The 18,271-nt window shown below is 60.4% G+C and carries 18 protein-coding genes; 13 read left to right on the top strand and 5 right to left on the bottom strand.

Features of this window, described 5'->3' with window-relative positions; genetic code table 11:
* From UB23_RS09900 to UB23_RS09890, 3 genes are all read right to left on the bottom strand, one after another.
* Window positions 1-1,124: MFS transporter (locus UB23_RS09900; RefSeq protein ID WP_045059145.1), on the bottom strand; the 1,124-nt coding region annotated here is incomplete at its 3' end.
* 211 nt (window positions 1,125-1,335) lie between these two features.
* Window positions 1,336-2,580, bottom strand: coding sequence for an HlyC/CorC family transporter (locus UB23_RS09895; RefSeq protein WP_045059144.1), 1,245 nt, complete (start codon window positions 2,578-2,580; stop codon window positions 1,336-1,338).
* Between the two features lie 12 nt (window positions 2,581-2,592).
* Window positions 2,593-3,405 (bottom strand): cytochrome C assembly family protein, encoded by an 813-nt coding sequence (locus UB23_RS09890; protein ID WP_045059143.1) that lies wholly within the window; start codon window positions 3,403-3,405, stop codon window positions 2,593-2,595.
* Between the two features lie 195 nt (window positions 3,406-3,600).
* On the opposite strand from UB23_RS09890, the gene ffh reads away from it, so the two are divergent.
* The 10 genes from ffh (at window position 3,601) to UB23_RS09840 (ending at window position 12,672) form a co-directional block, all read left to right on the top strand.
* Window positions 3,601-4,977 carry a signal recognition particle protein gene (ffh, locus tag UB23_RS09885; protein WP_007897558.1) on the top strand — a complete coding sequence of 459 codons (1,377 nt, stop codon included), beginning with the start codon at window positions 3,601-3,603 and terminating at the stop codon, window positions 4,975-4,977.
* Window positions 4,978-5,226: 249 nt separating this feature from the next.
* Complete coding sequence (gene rpsP, locus UB23_RS09880) at window positions 5,227-5,478, top strand: 30S ribosomal protein S16 (protein WP_045059142.1); 252 nt, start codon at window positions 5,227-5,229, stop codon at window positions 5,476-5,478.
* A gap of 5 nt (window positions 5,479-5,483) precedes the next feature.
* Window positions 5,484-6,020 (top strand): ribosome maturation factor RimM, encoded by a 537-nt coding sequence (rimM, locus tag UB23_RS09875; protein ID WP_008014731.1) that lies wholly within the window; start codon window positions 5,484-5,486, stop codon window positions 6,018-6,020.
* Complete coding sequence (gene trmD, locus UB23_RS09870; RefSeq protein ID WP_154503229.1) at window positions 6,002-6,775, top strand: tRNA (guanosine(37)-N1)-methyltransferase TrmD; 774 nt, start codon at window positions 6,002-6,004, stop codon at window positions 6,773-6,775. The genes rimM and trmD overlap by 19 nt, the downstream gene beginning before the upstream one ends.
* Window positions 6,776-6,820: 45 nt before the next feature.
* A complete protein-coding gene (rplS, locus tag UB23_RS09865; protein ID WP_003175895.1) occupies window positions 6,821-7,171 on the top strand; it encodes a 50S ribosomal protein L19 in 351 nt (116 codons plus the stop codon).
* A gap of 196 nt (window positions 7,172-7,367) precedes the next feature.
* Entirely contained in the window at window positions 7,368-8,264 is an 897-nt protein-coding gene (gene xerD, locus UB23_RS09860) for a site-specific tyrosine recombinase XerD (RefSeq protein WP_045059141.1), read from the top strand.
* Window positions 8,265-8,517: 253 nt separating this feature from the next.
* Window positions 8,518-9,249, top strand: coding sequence for a bifunctional protein-disulfide isomerase/oxidoreductase DsbC (gene dsbC / locus UB23_RS09855; protein WP_045059140.1), 732 nt, complete (start codon window positions 8,518-8,520; stop codon window positions 9,247-9,249).
* Window positions 9,250-9,382: 133 nt separating this feature from the next.
* Window positions 9,383-10,687 carry a homoserine dehydrogenase gene (locus UB23_RS09850; RefSeq protein ID WP_045059147.1) on the top strand — a complete coding sequence of 435 codons (1,305 nt, stop codon included), beginning with the start codon at window positions 9,383-9,385 and terminating at the stop codon, window positions 10,685-10,687.
* A gap of 66 nt (window positions 10,688-10,753) precedes the next feature.
* A complete protein-coding gene (thrC, locus tag UB23_RS09845; protein ID WP_045059139.1) occupies window positions 10,754-12,163 on the top strand; it encodes a threonine synthase in 1,410 nt (469 codons plus the stop codon).
* A gap of 221 nt (window positions 12,164-12,384) precedes the next feature.
* A complete protein-coding gene (locus UB23_RS09840; RefSeq protein ID WP_045059146.1) occupies window positions 12,385-12,672 on the top strand; it encodes a DUF3509 domain-containing protein in 288 nt (95 codons plus the stop codon).
* 257 nt (window positions 12,673-12,929) lie between these two features.
* Here the strand turns inward: UB23_RS09840 and UB23_RS30505 are convergent, their stop codons facing one another.
* Both UB23_RS30505 and UB23_RS09835 read right to left on the bottom strand, forming a co-directional pair.
* Window positions 12,930-13,064, bottom strand: a complete 135-nt coding sequence (locus tag UB23_RS30505; protein ID WP_269082889.1) for a hypothetical protein — start codon at window positions 13,062-13,064, stop codon at window positions 12,930-12,932.
* Window positions 13,045-14,244: a CaiB/BaiF CoA transferase family protein gene (locus UB23_RS09835; protein WP_045059138.1), complete on the bottom strand. Its 1,200-nt coding sequence runs from the start codon at window positions 14,242-14,244 to the stop codon at window positions 13,045-13,047. The genes UB23_RS30505 and UB23_RS09835 overlap by 20 nt, the downstream gene beginning before the upstream one ends.
* Before the next feature lie 145 nt (window positions 14,245-14,389).
* On the opposite strand from UB23_RS09835, the gene UB23_RS09830 reads away from it, so the two are divergent.
* The 3 genes from UB23_RS09830 to UB23_RS09820 all read left to right on the top strand — a co-directional run bounded on the left by UB23_RS09830 (window position 14,390) and on the right by UB23_RS09820 (window position 18,134).
* Window positions 14,390-14,932 carry a YaeQ family protein gene (locus UB23_RS09830; RefSeq protein WP_007897614.1) on the top strand — a complete coding sequence of 181 codons (543 nt, stop codon included), beginning with the start codon at window positions 14,390-14,392 and terminating at the stop codon, window positions 14,930-14,932.
* 66 nt (window positions 14,933-14,998) lie between these two features.
* The gene (gene recJ / locus UB23_RS09825; protein ID WP_045059137.1) at window positions 14,999-16,708 is read left to right on the top strand and encodes a single-stranded-DNA-specific exonuclease RecJ; all 1,710 of its coding nucleotides are present in this window, start codon (window positions 14,999-15,001) and stop codon (window positions 16,706-16,708) included.
* Window positions 16,709-17,027: 319 nt separating this feature from the next.
* Entirely contained in the window at window positions 17,028-18,134 is a 1,107-nt protein-coding gene (locus UB23_RS09820; protein ID WP_045059136.1) for an NADH:flavin oxidoreductase/NADH oxidase, read from the top strand.
* The last annotated feature ends 137 nt before the right edge of the window (window positions 18,135-18,271 follow it).

Here is an 18,271-nt window from a genome sequence, read left to right as displayed (position 1 = left end):
GTGTAGCGCACATGGGTCGGAAACAGCTCGGGCAACAGCGCCCCCATCGGCGCAAACGTTACGCCCATCAGAAACAGCTCGATGCACAGGAACAGCGCAACGCCCCAGGTCGAACCCTGGGTCAGCAGCGGTTCCATCAGAAACCCCGACAAAATCGCCAGCACGCCGCCGACAATCAACACCGGTTTACGCCCGTAGCGGTCGCTGGCCAAGGCAGAGAGCGGCGTCGCGGCTGCCATGAACAGTACGGCGAAGCACAGCAGGGCAAGGAAGGTTTCGCGGGTGTAGCCCAGTGTCGATACGCCATAGCTCAGCGAAAACACGGTCGAGATGTAGAACAGTGCGTAGCAGACCACCATCGAACCGGCACCCAGCAACATCGGCGCCCAGTACTGGCTGAACAGCTCCACCAGGGGGATTTTCACCCGTTCCTGGCGCGCCATGGCATTGGCAAACACCGGGGTTTCGTGGAGTTTGAGGCGTACATACAGGCCCACCATGACCAGTGCCGCACTCAGCAGGAAGGGAATCCGCCAGCCCCACGAGCGGAACTGCTCGTCGCTCAGGGTCATCGCCAGGGTCAGGAACAGGCCGTTGGCAGCAAGAAAGCCGATCGAAGGCCCCAGTTGGGGAAACATGCCGAACCAGGCTCGTTTGCCTTTGGGCGCATTTTCCGTCGCCAGCAGTGCTGCGCCGCCCCATTCGCCGCCAAGCCCCAGGCCCTGGCCGAAGCGCAGGACGCAGAGCAGGATGGGCGCCCAGGCGCCGATGCTGGCGTAGCCCGGGAGTACGCCGATCAGCGTGGTGCACACGCCCATCAGCAATAGCGAGGCCACCAGGGTCGATTTGCGCCCGATGCGGTCGCCGAAATGGCCGAACAGCGCCGAGCCCAGGGGCCTGGCCAGGAAGGCGATGCCGAAGGTCAGGAAGGCCGACAGCATTTGCGCAGTGCCGGAGGTCTGGGGGAAAAATACCGGACCGATCACCAGCGCCGCAGCGGTGGCATAGACATAGAAGTCGTAGAACTCGATGGCGGTACCGATAAAGCTCGCCGTGGCCACCCGGGTGGCGGAGTTGGTGGGTTGTGCTGGCGTGGTTTCGCTGTAAGTCGTGCTGGTTGTCATGCGTTTATCCCTGACAGTCATGTGCCCCAGTGGAGCGAATTATTATGGTTGAACACCCAGGGATGTGGGTTTAACGCGGAGTGCGGGTAGCACTGGGGTGGGGCGGCGCTTGGGTAAGCGGCTCGATTATAGGAAGGTGGCTAACGATTCAACAAGAGGCAAAAAGATCGTCCTATCGCGGCCCGAGCCTTCGGACGATCTTTTTGGTTATCTAGCGCACGGGCACGACCGCAGGCACCGAGCTGGTGTGCCAGACCAGCACCTGGGTCACGCGGTTATCCTCGGTCTCGAGAATCTCCAGCCGATAACGGCCGATCTTCAGGCATACCGAGCTCTCCGGAATGGTCTCCAGGGCTTCGGTTACCAAGCCGTTGAGCGTCTTCGGCCCGTCGCTGGGCAGGTGCCAGCCCAGGCTCTTGTTCAGCTCACGAATCGACGCGGCGCCTTCGATCATCAGTCGGCCATCAGGCTGTGGATGAACGTGGGGGTTGTCCAGGCTGTGCTGGCTTTCAAACTCGCCAACGATTTCTTCGAGGATGTCTTCCAGGGTGACGATGCCGAGCACTTCGCCGTATTCGTCGACCACCATGCCCAAGCGTCGCTGTTGCTTGTGGAAGTTCAGCAGTTGCAGCTGCAGTGGCGTGCTCTCCGGCACGAAATAGGGCTCGTGACAGGCCGCCAGCAGCGCTTCGATCGTCAGGCTGGCATCGGCCAGCAGATGGCGGATCTGCCGGGTATTGAGCACCGCTTCAACCTGGTTGATATCGCTGTGGAACACCGGCAGGCGTGTGCGCCGGTTGTTGCGCAGCTGCTCGATGATCTCCTGGAGATCGTCGTCGAGGTTGATCCCGTCGACATCGCTGCGTGGCACCAGGATGTCGTTGACCGTGATGTTATCCAGCGCATGGATGCCCGCCAGCACGTGCGGGCGGCAGGATGCGTGTTCCTGGTCTTCGTGCCGATCCGAGGTGGCTTCGTCTTCGCTCTGCTGCACCACTTTGATTTTGCGGGCGAACGGGCGCATCAGCAATTGGCTGAGGCCATTGAGCAGCCAGGCGACTGGGTAGACGATTTTCAACGGCGCGCCGAGCAAGGTGTTGCCCAGGCTCAGGACGGCATCGGGATAACGCACGGCGAGGGTGCGCGGCAGGTATTCGGCGAACACCAGCAGGATCGCGCCCGCGCCGAGGCACGCTGCCCAAGGGCCATTCTCGGCCCAGGTGAAGATCGCCAGCAGGGTGCTGATCACCATCACCAGCGCGCGGCACAGGGTATTACAAAGGATCAGGCTGTTGAGTGCGAAGCTCAGCCTGGCCACGGGCTTGTCGCTCGAGCGCGAAGCGGTGCGCTGGGCCAGCAGGTGTTGCTGCGCGACTTCAATGGCGGTGAACAGCCCCGACCACAAAATCAGCAGGGCGATCACTGCGAGCATCGGCCCTATGGGCAAGTCGTCCATTATTGCCGCCCGTCAGATGTGCAGAATGTATTCACGAACCAGCTTGCTGCCGAAGTAGGCCAGCATCAGCAGGCAGAAGCCGGCCAGGGTCCAGCGGATGGCCTTGTGTCCGCGCCAGCCGAGACGATTGCGGCCCCACAGCAGCACGCTGAACACGATCCAGGCCAGGCAGGCCAGCAGGGTCTTGTGCACCAGGTGCTGGGCAAACAGGTTCTCGACGAACAGCCAGCCGGAAATCAGCGACAGCGACAGCAGCGTCCAGCCGGCCCAGAGGAAGCCGAACAGCAGGCTTTCCATGGTTTGCAGCGGCGGGAAGTTCTTGATCAGGCCGGAGGGGTGCTTGTGCTTGAGCTGATGGTCCTGGACCAGCAGCAGCAACGCCTGGAACACCGCGATGGTGAACATTCCGTACGCCAGGATCGACAACAGGATATGCGCCAGGATACCCGGCGCTTCGTCGATGATCTGCACGGTGCCGGCGGGGGCGAATTGCGCGAGCAGCACCGTGGCGGCGCCCAGCGGGAACAGCAGGATCAGCAGGTTCTCCACCGGGATGCGCGAGCAGGCCAGCAGGGTCAGGGCAATGACCGCTGCAGCAATCAGGCTGGCGGCGCTGAAGAAATCCAGGCCCAGGCCGATCGGCGTCAACAGGTGGGTCAGCAGGCTGGCGCTGTGGGCCAGTACGGCCAGTACGCCGAGCGTGACCAGCAGGCGTTTGTTCGCCTTGGCGCCGGACGCCAGGCGAGTGCCCTGATAGATGGTCGCAGCGGCATAGAGGCAGGCGGCGGCGAGGGTAGTTAGCAAGCTGGGTGACAAGGGGAGCATAAATCCTGTTAGGCAAGCCCGAAAGGCGCTGAGTTTGGCATAGAACCCTCATCACACGAAAGTGCGAGGTGTCCGCCAGACGCAGTCTTCGCTATAATCCGCGACCTGCCCACGCCGCAGGCTCGCCGAGCACATGTTTATTCCGGTCTGGGCCGCCATTATCCCGGTCTACACAGGGCCTGAAAGGATCGCGCAATGTTTGAAAACTTAACCGACCGTCTCTCGCAGACGCTGCGCCATGTTACCGGCAAGGCCAAGCTGACCGAAGACAACATCAAGGACACCCTGCGTGAAGTGCGTATGGCGCTGCTCGAGGCCGACGTGGCCTTGCCGGTGGTCAAGGACTTCGTCAATTCGGTCAAGGAACGTGCCGTCGGCACCGAGGTGTCACGCAGCCTGACCCCGGGCCAGGCGTTCGTGAAGATCGTCCAGGCCGAACTCGAAAGCCTGATGGGCGCGGCCAACGAAGACTTGAACCTGAGCGCCGTGCCGCCTGCTGTCGTGTTGATGGCCGGTTTGCAGGGTGCAGGTAAAACCACTACTGCCGGTAAACTTGCGCGCTTCCTTAAAGAGCGCAAGAAGAAGTCGGTGATGGTCGTGTCTGCGGACGTTTACCGTCCGGCAGCGATCAAGCAGCTGGAAATGCTTGCCGGCGAAGTGGGCGTGACCTTCTTCCCGTCCGACCTGAGCCAGAAGCCGGTCGAGATCGCGCAAGCCGCTATTAAAGAAGCAAAGCTCAAGTTCATTGATGTGGTCATCGTCGATACCGCCGGTCGCCTGCACATCGACGAAGAGATGATGGGCGAGATCAAGGCGCTGCACGCCGCGATCAACCCGGTTGAAACCCTGTTCGTGGTCGATGCCATGACCGGCCAGGACGCCGCCAATACGGCCAAGGCCTTCGGCGACGCATTGCCGCTGACCGGCGTTATCCTGACCAAGGTCGACGGCGACGCCCGTGGCGGTGCCGCACTGTCGGTCCGCGCCATCACCGGCAAGCCGATCAAGTTCATCGGTATGGGCGAGAAGAGCGAAGCGCTCGAGCCGTTCCACCCCGAGCGTATTGCTTCACGCATCCTTGGCATGGGCGACGTGCTCAGCCTGATCGAGCAGGCCGAACAGACCCTCGACAAGGACAAGGCCGACAAGCTGGCCAAGAAGCTGAAGAAGGGCAAGGGCTTCGATCTCGAAGACTTCCGCGATCAGTTGCAACAGATGAAGAACATGGGCGGCCTCGGCGGCCTCATGGACAAGCTGCCGAACATCGGCGGTGTGAACCTGGCGCAGATGGGTAATGCCCAGGGCGCGGCAGAGAAGCAATTCAAGCAGATGGAAGCCATCATCAATTCCATGACCCCGGCCGAGCGCCGCGACCCTGAGCTGATCAGCGGTTCGCGCAAGCGCCGGATCGCCATGGGTTCCGGCACCCAGGTGCAGGACATCGGTCGCTTGATCAAGCAGCACAAGCAGATGCAGAAGATGATGAAGAAATTCTCCGCCAAGGGCGGAATGGCCAAAATGATGCGCGGCATGGGCGGTATGTTGCCCGGCGGCGGCATGCCCAAGATGTAAAGAATCTGCGCAAGGGCTTGCCCTTGCGCTGCCCACAGCGATGTGGGATCAACAGCAAACCCGCACTTGGCGGGAGCTGACTGGCCGTTTTAAACGACGGCTCTATAGCAAATCTGCATGGCGTCCGATAGGCCGCCGGAAAAAGACATTTGCAAAAGTCCGGATATTCCTTAGAATATGCGGCCTTTCGGGCACCTATGCCCGCTGTGCCTTTAGATTTGCAGCACCGACTACAGGAACGATGTTCACATGCTAACAATCCGTCTTGCCCTTGGCGGCTCCAAAAAGCGCCCGTTTTACCACTTGACCGTAACCGACAGCCGCAACCCGCGCGACGGTTCGCACAAGGAACAGGTTGGTTTCTTCAACCCTGTTGCTCGTGGTCAAGAAGTCCGTCTGTCCGTGAACCAAGAGCGCGTAGCCTACTGGCTGAGCGTTGGTGCACAGCCTTCTGAGCGTGTTGCTCAGTTGCTGAAGGACTCGGCTAAGGCTGCGGCCTGAGCAATATGAACGCGACGCCTGCTGTTGCTGATGATTTGATCGTTATCGGCAAGATCTACTCTGTTCATGGCGTTCGCGGCGAAGTGAAGGTGTATTCCTTTACTGATCCGACTGAAAACCTGTTGCAGTACAAAACCTGGACGCTCAAGCGCGAAGGCAATGTGAAACAGGTTGAGCTGGTCAGTGGACGCGGGAACGACAAGTTCCTGGTCGCAAAGCTCAAAGGTCTTGATGACCGTGAAGAAGCTCGTCTTCTGGCCGGTTATGAGATCTGTGTGCCGCGCAACCTGTTCCCTGAATTGACCGACGGCGAGTACTACTGGTACCAGCTCGAAGGTCTGAAGGTTATTGATCAACTGGGGCAATTGCTCGGGAAGATCGATCATCTTCTGGAAACCGGCGCCAATGATGTAATGGTGGTCAAGCCTTGCGCTGGCAGCCTGGACGATCGCGAACGCCTGTTGCCCTATACGGAGCAATGCGTGTTGGCCGTTGACCTTGCCGCAGGCGAGATGAAGGTGGAATGGGATGCGGACTTCTAAGCGTGGCTAACTTGCGCGTAGAAGTGATCAGTTTGTTTCCCGAGATGTTCTCCGCCATCAGCGAGTACGGCATCACCAGTCGTGCGGTGAAACAGGGGCTGTTGCAGCTCACCTGTTGGAATCCGCGAGACTACACGACGGATCGACATCACACTGTGGACGATCGCCCATTTGGCGGTGGCCCGGGCATGGTGATGAAGATCAAGCCCCTGGAAGATGCTCTGGTTCAGGCCAAGGCAGCAGCCGGGGAGGCGGCGAAGGTGATTTACCTGTCCCCCCAAGGCCGTCAACTGACACAGTCGGCGGTACGCGAGTTGGCGAATTTGGATGCATTGATCCTGATTGCCGGCCGCTATGAAGGCATTGACGAGCGTTTTATAGAGGCTCATGTCGATGAAGAGTGGTCGATTGGCGACTATGTACTGTCTGGCGGCGAGCTGCCGGCGATGGTCCTGATCGATGCGGTTACACGACTGCTGCCTGGAGCTTTAGGGCATGCGGACTCCGCCGAGGAAGATTCCTTTACGGATGGTTTGCTGGATTGCCCGCACTACACCCGACCTGAGGTGTATGCGGATCAGCGTGTTCCCGACGTGTTGCTAAGTGGCAATCACGCGCATATCCGGCGTTGGCGTTTACAGCAGTCCCTTGGTAGGACCTTTGAACGACGCGCCGATCTTCTGGAAAGCCGCTCGCTTTCTGGAGAAGAGAAGAAGCTGCTCGAGGAATACATCCGCGAGCGGGACGATAGTTAACAACGTATCGATGGTAAGTCCGTTGATTTACCTTAGGAGCACAGCATGACTAACAAAATCATCCTTGCACTCGAAGCAGAGCAGATGACCAAAGAGATCCCTACCTTTGCCCCGGGCGACACCATTGTCGTTCAGGTGAAAGTGAAGGAAGGCGACCGTTCGCGTCTGCAAGCGTTCGAAGGTGTTGTAATCGCCAAGCGTAACCGCGGCGTAAACAGTGCTTTCACCGTTCGTAAAATCTCCAACGGTGTTGGCGTAGAGCGTACTTTCCAGACCTACAGCCCGCAAATCGACAGCATGGCCGTTAAACGTCGCGGTGACGTACGTAAAGCCAAGCTGTACTACCTGCGTGACCTGTCCGGTAAAGCAGCTCGCATCAAGGAAAAACTGGCTTAAGTCCAGCTTCCGATGCAAAAAAAGCAGCCTGCGGGCTGCTTTTTTGTTGCCTGCGATTTACGGGTGGGAGCGTGCGATGCGGCCATCCGACTTGCACGCGAATCGATCGACCAGGCAGCGCGTTGACATCAGGTTCTATAAACCCCCAGCAGTCTATGAAAGACTTACCGACAGTTTATCTGTCACCTGAGCCTTTATGCCCGCCATCGAACATCCATTGATAGACCAATTCCTCGACGCGTTGTGGCTGGAGAAAGGCCTGTCGGACAACACGCGCGATGCGTATCGCAGTGACCTGGCCTTGTTCAACGGCTGGCTGCAGGAGAAGGGCCTGGAGTTGATCAACGCCGGCCGCGAGTTGATCCTCGATCACCTGGCCTGGCGCCTGGAGCAGAACTACAAGCCACGGTCCACGGCGCGGTTCCTCTCGGGAGTGCGTGGCTTTTATCGCTATTTGCTGCGGGAAAAGTTGATCGCTGTCGACCCGACCTTGCGTATCGACATGCCGCAACTCGGCAGGCCATTGCCCAAATCCTTGTCAGAGGCCGATGTCGAGGCGCTGTTGAAAGCGCCGGACCTGAGCGAGGCCATCGGCCAGCGCGACCGCGCCATGCTCGAGGTGCTGTATGCCTGTGGCTTGCGGGTAACGGAGCTGATCAGCCTGACCCTGGAGCAGGTCAACCTGCGCCAGGGCGTGCTGCGGGTGATGGGCAAGGGCAGCAAGGAGCGGCTGGTGCCGATGGGGGAGGAGGCGATTGTCTGGATCGAGCGCTACATGCGCGACGCTCGAAGCGAGTTGCTCGGCGGGCGTCCCAGTGATGTGCTGTTTCCCAGCCTGCGCGGTGAACAGATGACCCGCCAGACGTTCTGGCATCGCATCAAGCACCAGGCGAAGGTGGCCGGTATCGGCAAGTCGCTGTCGCCGCACACCCTGCGCCACGCGTTTGCTACGCACCTGCTCAACCACGGCGCTGACCTGCGGGTGGTGCAGATGTTGCTCGGCCACAGCGACCTGTCGACCACCCAGATCTACACCCACGTCGCCCGTGCCCGCCTGCAGGACCTGCACGCCAAACACCATCCCAGAGGCTAGACACAATCCCTGTGGGAGCGGGCTTGCCCGCGAATGCGATATGTCGGCCAGCATCAGTATTGAATGTGCCGGCCCCTTCGCGGGCAAGCCCGCTCCCACAGGTTCGGCGTTGGCCCCAAGTCTTGCGTCAGGCGCATTCGGCCCCACGAGCCTTATGTGGTAGGCTTTGCCGGTTTGCACGGTGGGCGGTTGTGACCCGGTGCCTTGGCACGGGCGTTCTGATCGTCCCATTTGTCCGCCTTCAGGAGTTCTCATGCGTCTGACCCAGATTTTCGCCGCCGCAGCCATTGCGTTGGTCAGCACCTTTGCCGTCGCCGATGACGCGGCCGATAAAGCCATTCGTAAAAGCCTGGAGAACCTCCAGCTTGAGGTTCCGGTAGAAAGCATCTCCGCCAGCCCCCTGGCAGGCCTGTACGAAGTCAGATTGCAGGGCAGCCGGGTGCTCTATGCCAGCGCCGATGGCCAGTACGTGGTTCAGGGCTACCTGTTCCAGTTCAAGGACGGCAAGCCGGTCAACCTGACCGAAAAAACCGAGCGCCTGGGCGTCTCCAAGCTGGTCAATGCCATTCCGGTCGCTGAAACCGTGGTCTACCCGGCCATCGGCGAAACCAAGTCGCACATCACCGTATTTACCGACACCACCTGCCCGTACTGCCACAAGCTGCACGCCGAAGTGCCTGAGCTGAACAAGCGTGGCATCGAAGTGCGTTATGTCGCGTTCCCGCGCCAGGGCCTGGGCTCGCCGGGCGACGAACAGCTGCAGGCGGTCTGGTGCTCCAAGGACAAGAAAGCGGCCATGGACAAGATGGTCGATGGTAAGGAAATCAAGGCCGCCAAGTGCGAGAACCCGGTTTCCAAGCAGTTCGCGCTCGGTCAGTCGATCGGCGTGAACGGTACACCGGCTATCGTTTTGGCTGATGGCCAGGTCATTCCGGGCTACCAGCCTGCGCCACAAGTCGCCAAACTGGCGCTGGGCGCGAAGTAAATTCGCATCGTCACGGTCAGCCTTTGACGATCATGGTCCGGCGGCAGTTGCGTCGGGCCATTAATAGAGAACCGCGAGCATGCGGTTGTTTTCACGGCCGACCTTGCGTCGGCCGTTTTATGGGGAGTTCACAGTGAAACCGGTCAAAGTAGGCATCTGTGGGTTAGGAACCGTCGGTGGCGGTACCTTCAACGTACTTCAGCGCAACGCCGAGGAAATTGCTCGTCGTGCCGGGCGTGGGATCGAAGTGGCACAAATTGCCATGCGCACGCCAAAGCCTCAGTTCCAAACGACCGGTATTGCGATTACCAACGATGTCTTCGAAGTGGCCACGAACCCTGAGATCGACATCGTCATAGAGCTGATGGGCGGCTACACCGTTGCCCGCGAGCTGGTACTCAAGGCCATCGAGAATGGCAAGCATGTGGTCACCGCGAACAAGGCACTGATTGCCGTTCACGGTAACGAAATCTTCGCCAAGGCACGCGAGAAAGGCGTGATCGTGGCGTTCGAAGCAGCAGTGGCCGGTGGCATCCCGGTGATCAAGGCCATCCGTGAAGGCCTCTCGGCCAACCGCATCAATTGGGTCGCCGGTATCATCAATGGCACTGGCAACTTCATCCTCACGGAAATGCGCGAGAAGGGTCGCACCTTCGAAGACGTGCTCGCCGAGGCGCAGGCACTGGGTTACGCCGAAGCCGATCCGACTTTCGACGTCGAAGGCATCGATGCAGCCCACAAACTGACGATCCTGGCCTCCATCGCGTTCGGCATTCCGCTGCAATTCGACAAGGCCTACACCGAAGGCATCACCAAGCTGACCACCGCTGACGTGAACTACGCCGAAGCGCTGGGCTATCGCATCAAGCACCTGGGTGTCGCCCGTAGCACTGCAGCGGGTATCGAGTTGCGCGTGCACCCGACGCTGATTCCGGCCGATCGCCTGATCGCCAACGTCAATGGTGTGATGAACGCTGTGATGGTCAACGGTGATGCCGCAGGTTCGACCCTGTTCTATGGCGCGGGTGCCGGCATGGAGCCGACTGCATCGTCGGTGATCGCCGACCTGGTGGACGTGGTTCGCGCCATGACCTCCGACCCGGAGAATCGTGTGCCGCACCTGGCCTTCCAGCCGGACTCGCTGTCGGCCCACCCGATCCTGCCGATCGAAGCTTGCGAAAGTGCCTACTACCTGCGGATTCAAGCCAAGGACCACCCGGGCGTACTGGCCCAGGTGGCGAGCATCCTGTCGGAGCGCGGCATCAACATCGAATCGATCATGCAAAAAGAAGTCGAAGAGCATGACGGCCTGGTGCCGATGATCCTGCTGACTCACCGTGTGCTGGAACAGCACATGAATGATGCTATCGCTGCCCTGGAAGCCTTGGCGGGCGTGGTCAGTCCGGTTGTACGGATCCGCGTCGAGCACCTGAACTAAGCCGTTATCGTTCACCGGGCTCGCGTGCGGGCCCGGGTTTGCGAACACTGTCTATTGGAGCCAGTCATGCGTTATATCAGTACCCGCGGCCAGGCACCGGCCCTGAATTTCGAAGATGTCCTGCTGGCCGGTCTCGCCACCGACGGCGGTCTGTACGTCCCGGAAAACCTGCCACGTTTCACCCAGGAAGAAATCGCTTCCTGGGCCGGCCTGCCGTATCACGAACTGGCTTTCCGGGTGATGCGCCCGTTCGTGACCGGCAGCATTCCCGATGCGGATTTCAAGAAGATCCTGGAAGAAACCTACGGCGTGTTTTCGCACAGCGCCGTGGCGCCGCTGCGTCAGTTGAACGGCAACGAGTGGGTTCTGGAACTGTTCCACGGCCCGACCCTGGCGTTCAAGGACTTCGCCCTGCAGCTGCTCGGGCGTCTGCTCGACTACGTGCTGGAAAAACGCGGTGAGCGCGTGGTGATCGTCGGTGCAACTTCCGGCGACACCGGCTCGGCCGCCATCGAAGGCTGCAAGCACTGCGAAAACGTCGACATCTTCATCCTGCACCCGCACAACCGCGTGTCCGAAGTACAGCGTCGGCAGATGACCACCATCTTCGGCGAGAACATCCACAACATCGCCATTGAAGGCAACTTCGACGACTGCCAGGAAATGGTCAAGGCCAGCTTCGCTGACCAGAGCTTCCTCAAAGGCACTCGCCTGGTGGCCGTGAACTCGATCAACTGGGCGCGGATCATGGCCCAGATCGTTTACTACTTCCACGCGTCCCTGCAGTTGGGCGGGCCGGCCCGTTCGGTATCGTTCTCGGTGCCTACCGGTAACTTCGGCGACATCTTCGCCGGCTACCTGGCGCGCAACATGGGCCTGCCGATCAACCAGTTGATCGTCGCCACCAACCGCAACGACATCCTCCACCGCTTCATGAGCGGCAACCAGTACGTCAAGGAAACCCTGCACGCCACGCTGTCGCCGTCGATGGACATCATGGTTTCGTCGAACTTCGAACGCCTGCTGTTTGACTTGCACGGTCGTAACGGTGCGGCGATTGCCGGGCTGATGGACAGCTTCAAGCAAGGTGGCGGTTTCAGCGTCGAAGAAGAACGCTGGAGCGAAGCGCGCAAGCTGTTCGACTCCCTGGCCGTGGACGACGCACAAACGTGCGAAACCATTGCCGAAGTCTACGAACAGACTGGCGAGTTGCTCGACCCGCACACCGCGATCGGCGTCAAGGCCGCCCGCGAGTGCCGTCGCAGCCTGGACATCCCGATGGTGATCCTGGGCACCGCGCACCCGGTCAAGTTCCCGGATGCGGTGCTGAAGGCCGGCGTCGGCAAGGCCCTGGAACTGCCGGTGCACCTGACCGACCTGTTCGAGCGCGATGAGCGCTGCACCGTGCTGCCCAATGACCTGAAAGCCGTCCAGGCGTTCGTCAGCCAGCATGGCAATCGCGGTAAACCGCTGTAAGGGTCAAAGCCTCGAACTGAAAAGCCCGTCTTCTGACGGGCTTTTTTGTTCATGCACTGCGCCGCTGTTTTTTTCCTGTCATCTTCGTCATGCATGCTTCAACTAGCAGAGGCGTCGACGTCCCTGCGGATACCATTCAGAACTTTCTTCTGAGGCCGATGGTCATTTACAGTAGACCTGCCCCAGGCACTTTGTTTTCGGACTAATGAGTGGTGATCGATTTGGAAAGTATCAGTCTATTGCTCGCAGAGGCGCTGAGCCCGTATCAAGTTACGCTGACCCCATCGGGTCTGCACGGTGAATGCCTGGTGACTCTGAAGAGTTCAACCGGCGCGATCGTGGTCGAACGGGCTTTCAACCAGGCTCAGTTGAGCGACAAGCGCTTGCTCACGGACGTGGTCGACGGTTTACGCCGCGACTTGATGATTGCCGAAGGTCGTCTGGAACCTTGTGTTATCGCGGCGTTGCGCAACGCTGCACAGGACAAGCTGCTCGCCAGTCGAAATTGAATTGCATCTTGCGGGAACCTAATCCCGGGATCGCCAGTCAGAGTATGTAACAGCAGGAACAAGCATTGTGCTCCGGTGCTTGCGGCTTGCTGTTACTGGTCTTTATGTAGGCCACGTTTAACCCCGAGTCGTCTCCCCACTTCTCGGGGTTTCTTTTTGCCTGCGATTTGTCACGGCAGCGCCGGGTGCTGGAAAAATGCTCGAGTGTCCTTCAGGCTGCCGGTGGCCACATTGCCATGGTGGAAGTCGCGCAGCACCTAGATCAGCGTGTCCCTGGCCTGCGCGAGGTTGGGCGAGACCAGCCCGGCCAGTAACGCAGGAGCCGCCAGGGCCAGGCGGTTGTGCGGGGCGGGTGGCAACAGACGTTTGAGGTTAAATGGCTCCGTCTTCACGCAGTTTGGTGATCTGGGCCTGGTCGTAGCCAAGGTCGTTGAGTACCTGCGAGTTGTGTTCGCCCAGTTGGGGGCCGACCCATTCTGCGGATCCCGGGGTCTCGGAGAGTTTTGGGACGATCCCGGGCATCTTGAAGTCTTTGCCATCTGGCAGTTTGGCCTGGAGGAACATCTCCCGGGCCAGGTATTGCGGGTCCGCGAACATGTCTTCGGCACTGAAGATTCGGCTGGCCGGTACTTCGGCCTGATTCAGTTGCTCGATGATGGCGTCCAGGGGCAGTGAGTTGGCCCAGCGGTCGATGACCCCGTAGAGCTCGTCGCGCCGGGTATCGCGCCCGTCGTTGCTGGCCAGGATTGGGTCATTGGCCAGGTCCTCGCGGCCGATGATCAGCATGAAGCGCTTGAAGATCGCATCGCCGTTGGCGCCGATCTGCACGTGCTTGCCGTCGGCGCTGGTGTGGATCGAGGAGGGCGTGATGCCCGGCATGATGTTGCCGGTACGTTCGCGGATGAAGCCGAACACGTCGAACTCCGGCACCATGCTTTCCATCATGGCGAAGATCGCTTCATACAATGCCACGTCGACTACCTGGCCCTGGCCACCGTTGACCTCACGATGACGCAACGCCATCAGCGCGCCGATCACGCCCCAGAGGGCGGCGATCGAGTCACCAATGGAAATGCCGGTGCGCACGGGGGGGCGATCCTCGAAGCCGGTGATGTAACGCAGACCGCCCATGGACTCGCCAACCGCACCAAACCCTGGCTGATCTTTCATTGGCCCGGTCTGGCCGAATCCCGACAGCCGCACCATCACCAGCTTGGGGTTCAAGGCGTGCAGGACATCCCAGCCCAGGCCAAGCTTTTCCAGGACGCCGGGGCGGAAATTCTCGATGAGGATGTCTGCTTCGCCGAGCAGCTTTTTCAGGACGGCCAGGCCCTCGGGGTGCTTGAGGTTCAGCGTCAGGGACTTTTTATTGCGCGCCTGGACGAACCACCACAGCGAGGTGCCTTCATAGATTTTGCGCCATTTGCGCAAGGGATCACCGCCATCGGGCGATTCGACCTTGATCACCTCAGCGCCGAACTCGCCGCAAATCCGCGACGCAAAGGGCCCGGCGATCAGGGTGCCCAATTCGATGACTTTCAGACCTGAGAGCGGTTTGGCGGTGAACGGCATGCTGGATCCTGTAGGACAAGGGCTGGCTGGTAGAGCGTTTTAGCATAGCCCGGTGTCAGTCGCCCAAGGTTCATCGCTACAATTCGTTGATTGGTGGTCGCATCGGTTAGACTTGCCGCCTTTCCTCGTATCAAGAAGCCCGTTCATGGCCCAGCCGTCCACGACCTACAAGTTTGAACTGAACCTTACCGACCTCGACCGCAGCGTTTACGAGAGCGTGAAGCAGACCATCGCCCGTCACCCTTCGGAAACTGAAGAGCGCATGACTGTGCGACTGCTGGCCTACGCCTTCTGGTACAACGAACAGCTGTCTTTCGGTCGCGGTCTGTCGGACGTAGATGAGCCTGCCCTGTGGGAAAAGAGCCTGGACGATCGCGTTCTGCACTGGATCGAAGTCGGCCAGCCAGACGCCGATCGCCTGACCTGGTGCTCGCGTCGCACCGAGCGCACCAGCCTGCTGGCCTACGGCAGCCTGCGGGTCTGGGAAACCAAGGTGATCCCGGCGATCAAGAACCTGAAAAACGTGCACATCGCTGCTGTTCCGCAGGAAGTTCTCGAGACCCTGGCCAAGGACATGCCCCGCGTCATCAAGTGGGACGTGATGATCAGCGAAGGGACAATTTTTGTCACCGACGACCGTGGTCAGCACGAAGTCCAGCTGCAGTGGCTGAGCGGCGAACGCGGCTGATTGGCCTCGGCCTGTCGCGATAATCGGTTTTTTTCCCAAGTATTCAAGAGAAGCACCCGTCACCCCATGCGCATCGAACCTCGCCAGCTGCCCGACATCCTGCCTTTTCTCGGTGATATCCCGCCCCTGTTGACCCGCTTGTACGCGGCACGGGGCGTGCAGTCCGAGGCCGAACTGGACAAGAGCCTGGCGCGGCTGATCCCGTTCCAGCAACTCAAGGGCATCGACGCAGCGGTGGAGTTGCTGGTGACTGCCCTGGAGCAGCGCCAGCGCATCCTGATCGTTGGCGACTTCGATGCCGATGGCGCGACCGCCAGCACTGTAGGCGTGCTGGGGCTGCGCCTGCTGGGCGCCGCCCACGTCGACTATCTGGTGCCCAACCGTTTTGAGTACGGCTACGGCCTGACGCCGGAAATCGTCGAAGTGGCGTTGACCCGGACCCCGCAGTTGCTGATCACCGTGGACAACGGCATCTCCAGCGTTGAAGGCGTCGCGGCGGCGAAAAAGGCCGGGCTGCAGGTGCTGGTCACCGATCACCACTTGCCCGGCGATGAGTTGCCGCTGGCCGATGCCATCGTCAATCCGAATCAGCCAGGGTGCACTTTCCCGAGCAAGGCGCTGGCGGGTGTCGGGGTGATTTTCTACGTGCTGATGGCCCTGCGGGCGCGGTTGCGCGACCTCGGCTGGTATGCGACCAAACCGCAGCCGAACATCGGTGAATTGCTGGACCTGGTGGCGCTGGGCAGCGTCGCCGACGTGGTGCCCCTGGATGCCAATAACCGGATCCTGGTGCATCAGGGCCTTGAGCGGATTCGCGCCGGGCGCGCGCGGCCAGGGGTCAAGGCGATTCTCGAAGTGGCCAAGCGCGACCACGCCCGCATCACCTCCACCGACCTCGGTTTCATCGTCGGCCCGCGCTTGAACGCGGCGGGGCGACTGGATGACATGAGCCTGGGCATTGAGTGCCTGCTGACCGACAGCCAGGCCCTGGCCCGGGAAATGGCCGTGCAGCTCGACGGCATGAACCAGGACCGTAAATCCATCGAGCAGGGCATGCAGCGCGAGGCGCTGGCCCAGCTCAAGGATCTGCCGGTGGAGTCCATGCCGTTCGGTTTGTGCCTGTTCGATCCCGAGTGGCACCAAGGCGTGATCGGCATCCTCGCGTCGCGGATGAAGGAGCGTTACTTCCGTCCGACCATCGCTTTTGCCGATGCCGGTGATGGCCTGCTCAAGGGTTCGGGGCGCTCGGTGCAGGGGTTTCACATCCGTGACGCCTTGAGCGTGGTGGCGGCGCAGCATCCGACACTGATCAGCAAGTATGGTGGCCATGCCATGGCGGCGGGTCTGACCCTGCCCGAGGAAAATTTCCCGTTGTTCGCCGAAGCGTTTGACGCTGAAGTGCGTCGACAACTGCGCGAAGAGGACCTGACTGGCCGCCTGCTGTCGGACGGCACCCTGGCGGTCGAGGAGTTTCACCTGGAACTGGCCCGGGCCCTGCGTCATGCCGGCCCATGGGGTCAGCATTTCCCCGAGCCGCTGTTTCACGGAGTGTTCCAGCTGGTGGAGCAGCGTGTGGTCGGTGAACGTCACCTCAAGGTGGTGCTCAGGAGCGAGTGCGGCTCGGTGAAACTCGATGGCATCGCCTTCGGGGTCGATCGCGACATCTGGCCCAATCCGACCATCAAGTGGGTGGAGCTGGCGTACAAGCTCGACCTCAACGAATTCCGTGGCAACGAAACCGTGCAGTTGATGATTGCCCACATCGAACCGCGTTGAGCCCATCGCGAGCAGGCTCGCTCCCACAGGATTTGTGTCCATCAAGTGACCAGTATGGGCAGGCTGGAACCGGGGTTTGTGAGCTCCACATGTCCAGTGTGTGAGCGAGCCTGCTCGCGATTCGATCTTTCTGACACCCATTACATCTGAACCCTCCCCGATCCCCCGTTGTCGACTAGGCTCTAAGCACTGCTTGATTTTCCTTGTGACGTCTTGTCGAATTTTTTGCCCGCGGGGGCGGGTGCTGCATCTCTTTACTGTCACTCGTCGACTTTCAAACAGAACCCTGGAGCCTGCCCACTGATTTGAGAGGTGCCCCATGAGTCTGCTGCTTGAACCCTACACGCTGCGCCAGCTAACCCTGCTCAACCGCATCGCGGTATCACCCATGTGCCAATATTCGAGCGTCGATGGCCTGGCCAATGACTGGCATCTGGTTCACCTTGGCAGCCGCGCGGTGGGTGGCGCTGGCCTGATTTTTACCGAAGCCACGGCCATCACCGCCGATGGCCGTATCACTGCTGAAGACCTTGGCCTGTGGAATGACGAACAGATCGAACCCTTGCAACGCATTACCCGCTTTATCGCCGCCCAGGGCGCGGTGGCGGGCATTCAGCTGGCGCACGCCGGGCGCAAGGCCAGCACTTATCGGCCGTGGCTCGGCAAGCACGGCAGCGTAAAACCGGACGACGGCGGCTGGGTGCCTGTCGGCCCTTCGCCAATCGCCTTCGACCCGCAACACACCCAGCCCACGCAGCTGGATGAGGGGGCCATCGCCGACATCGTCCAGGCCTTTGTCGATTCGGCAAAACGCGCCCTGGTGGCCGGTTTCAAAGTGGTGGAGGTACATGCTGCCCATGGTTACCTGCTGCATCAATTCCTGTCGCCGCTGAGCAACCAACGTCGGGATCAATATGGCGGGTCGTTCGAGAATCGCATTCGCCTGGTGCTTCAGGTGACTGAAGCGGTAAGGGCGGTGTGGCCGCAAGAGCTGCCGCTGTTTGTGCGAGTGTCGGCCACCGACTGGGTGGAAGATGGCTGGAACCCGGATGAGACCGTCGAGCTCGCGCGCCGCCTGCAGGCACTGGGGGTGGACCTGATTGACGTGTCTTCGGGAGGGACCGCGGTCAACGCGGAAATTCCGATCGGCCCGGGTTACCAGACCCGCTTCGCCGAGCGAGTGCGCAAGGAGTCAGGCATCGCAACGGGTACTGTAGGAATGATCACCGAACCTGCGCAAGCTGAGCACATCCTGCGCACGTGCCAGGCGGATATCATTTTCCTGGCGCGGGAGCTGTTGCGAGATCCGTATTGGCCGCTGCATGCCGATGATGACCTGGGAGGTCGCAAGGCCGTCTGGCCCGCGCAATATCAGCGGGCTACGCATCGGGATCAGCCGATTCATGAGTCGGATTTACGCGACTGAATGAGGCTGTTGTCTAGTCCTGAAATAGGTTTACATCTGTTTCACCCCAACGCCCGATGCACCGCATCGGGCGTTTTGTATTTCAAGGACAGGTGCGGGCGCTCCTGGTTGTAGATTAGGATCGCCTCTCTCACCAT

The sequence above is a fragment of the Pseudomonas sp. ES3-33 genome (assembly GCF_000952175.1).
In the GTDB taxonomy this organism is placed as follows: Bacteria; Pseudomonadota; Gammaproteobacteria; order Pseudomonadales; family Pseudomonadaceae; genus Aquipseudomonas; species Aquipseudomonas gregormendelii.
Note: the sequence above shows the minus strand (reverse complement) of the source record. Positions and strands in the feature narration are given on the sequence as shown.

Bases quoted from the DNA above. Each gene is read 5' to 3' on its own strand.
- rpsP (WP_045059142.1), top strand. From the start codon at position 5,227: ATGCTAACAATCCGTCTTGCCCTTGGCGGCTCCAAAAAGCGCCCGTTT.
- trmD (WP_154503229.1), top strand. From the start codon at position 6,002: ATGGGATGCGGACTTCTAAGCGTGGCTAACTTGCGCGTAGAAGTGATC.
- UB23_RS09835 (WP_045059138.1), bottom strand. From the start codon at position 14,244: ATGCCGTTCACCGCCAAACCGCTCTCAGGTCTGAAAGTCATCGAATTG.
- xerD (WP_045059141.1), top strand. From the start codon at position 7,368: ATGCCCGCCATCGAACATCCATTGATAGACCAATTCCTCGACGCGTTG.
- UB23_RS09830 (WP_007897614.1), top strand. From the start codon at position 14,390: ATGGCCCAGCCGTCCACGACCTACAAGTTTGAACTGAACCTTACCGAC.
- dsbC (WP_045059140.1), top strand. From the start codon at position 8,518: ATGCGTCTGACCCAGATTTTCGCCGCCGCAGCCATTGCGTTGGTCAGC.
- UB23_RS09895 (WP_045059144.1), bottom strand. From the start codon at position 2,580: ATGGACGACTTGCCCATAGGGCCGATGCTCGCAGTGATCGCCCTGCTG.
- rplS (WP_003175895.1), top strand. From the start codon at position 6,821: ATGACTAACAAAATCATCCTTGCACTCGAAGCAGAGCAGATGACCAAA.
- ffh (WP_007897558.1), top strand. From the start codon at position 3,601: ATGTTTGAAAACTTAACCGACCGTCTCTCGCAGACGCTGCGCCATGTT.
- rimM (WP_008014731.1), top strand. From the start codon at position 5,484: ATGAACGCGACGCCTGCTGTTGCTGATGATTTGATCGTTATCGGCAAG.
- UB23_RS09890 (WP_045059143.1), bottom strand. From the start codon at position 3,405: ATGCTCCCCTTGTCACCCAGCTTGCTAACTACCCTCGCCGCCGCCTGC.
- UB23_RS09820 (WP_045059136.1), top strand. From the start codon at position 17,028: ATGAGTCTGCTGCTTGAACCCTACACGCTGCGCCAGCTAACCCTGCTC.
- thrC (WP_045059139.1), top strand. From the start codon at position 10,754: ATGCGTTATATCAGTACCCGCGGCCAGGCACCGGCCCTGAATTTCGAA.
- recJ (WP_045059137.1), top strand. From the start codon at position 14,999: ATGCGCATCGAACCTCGCCAGCTGCCCGACATCCTGCCTTTTCTCGGT.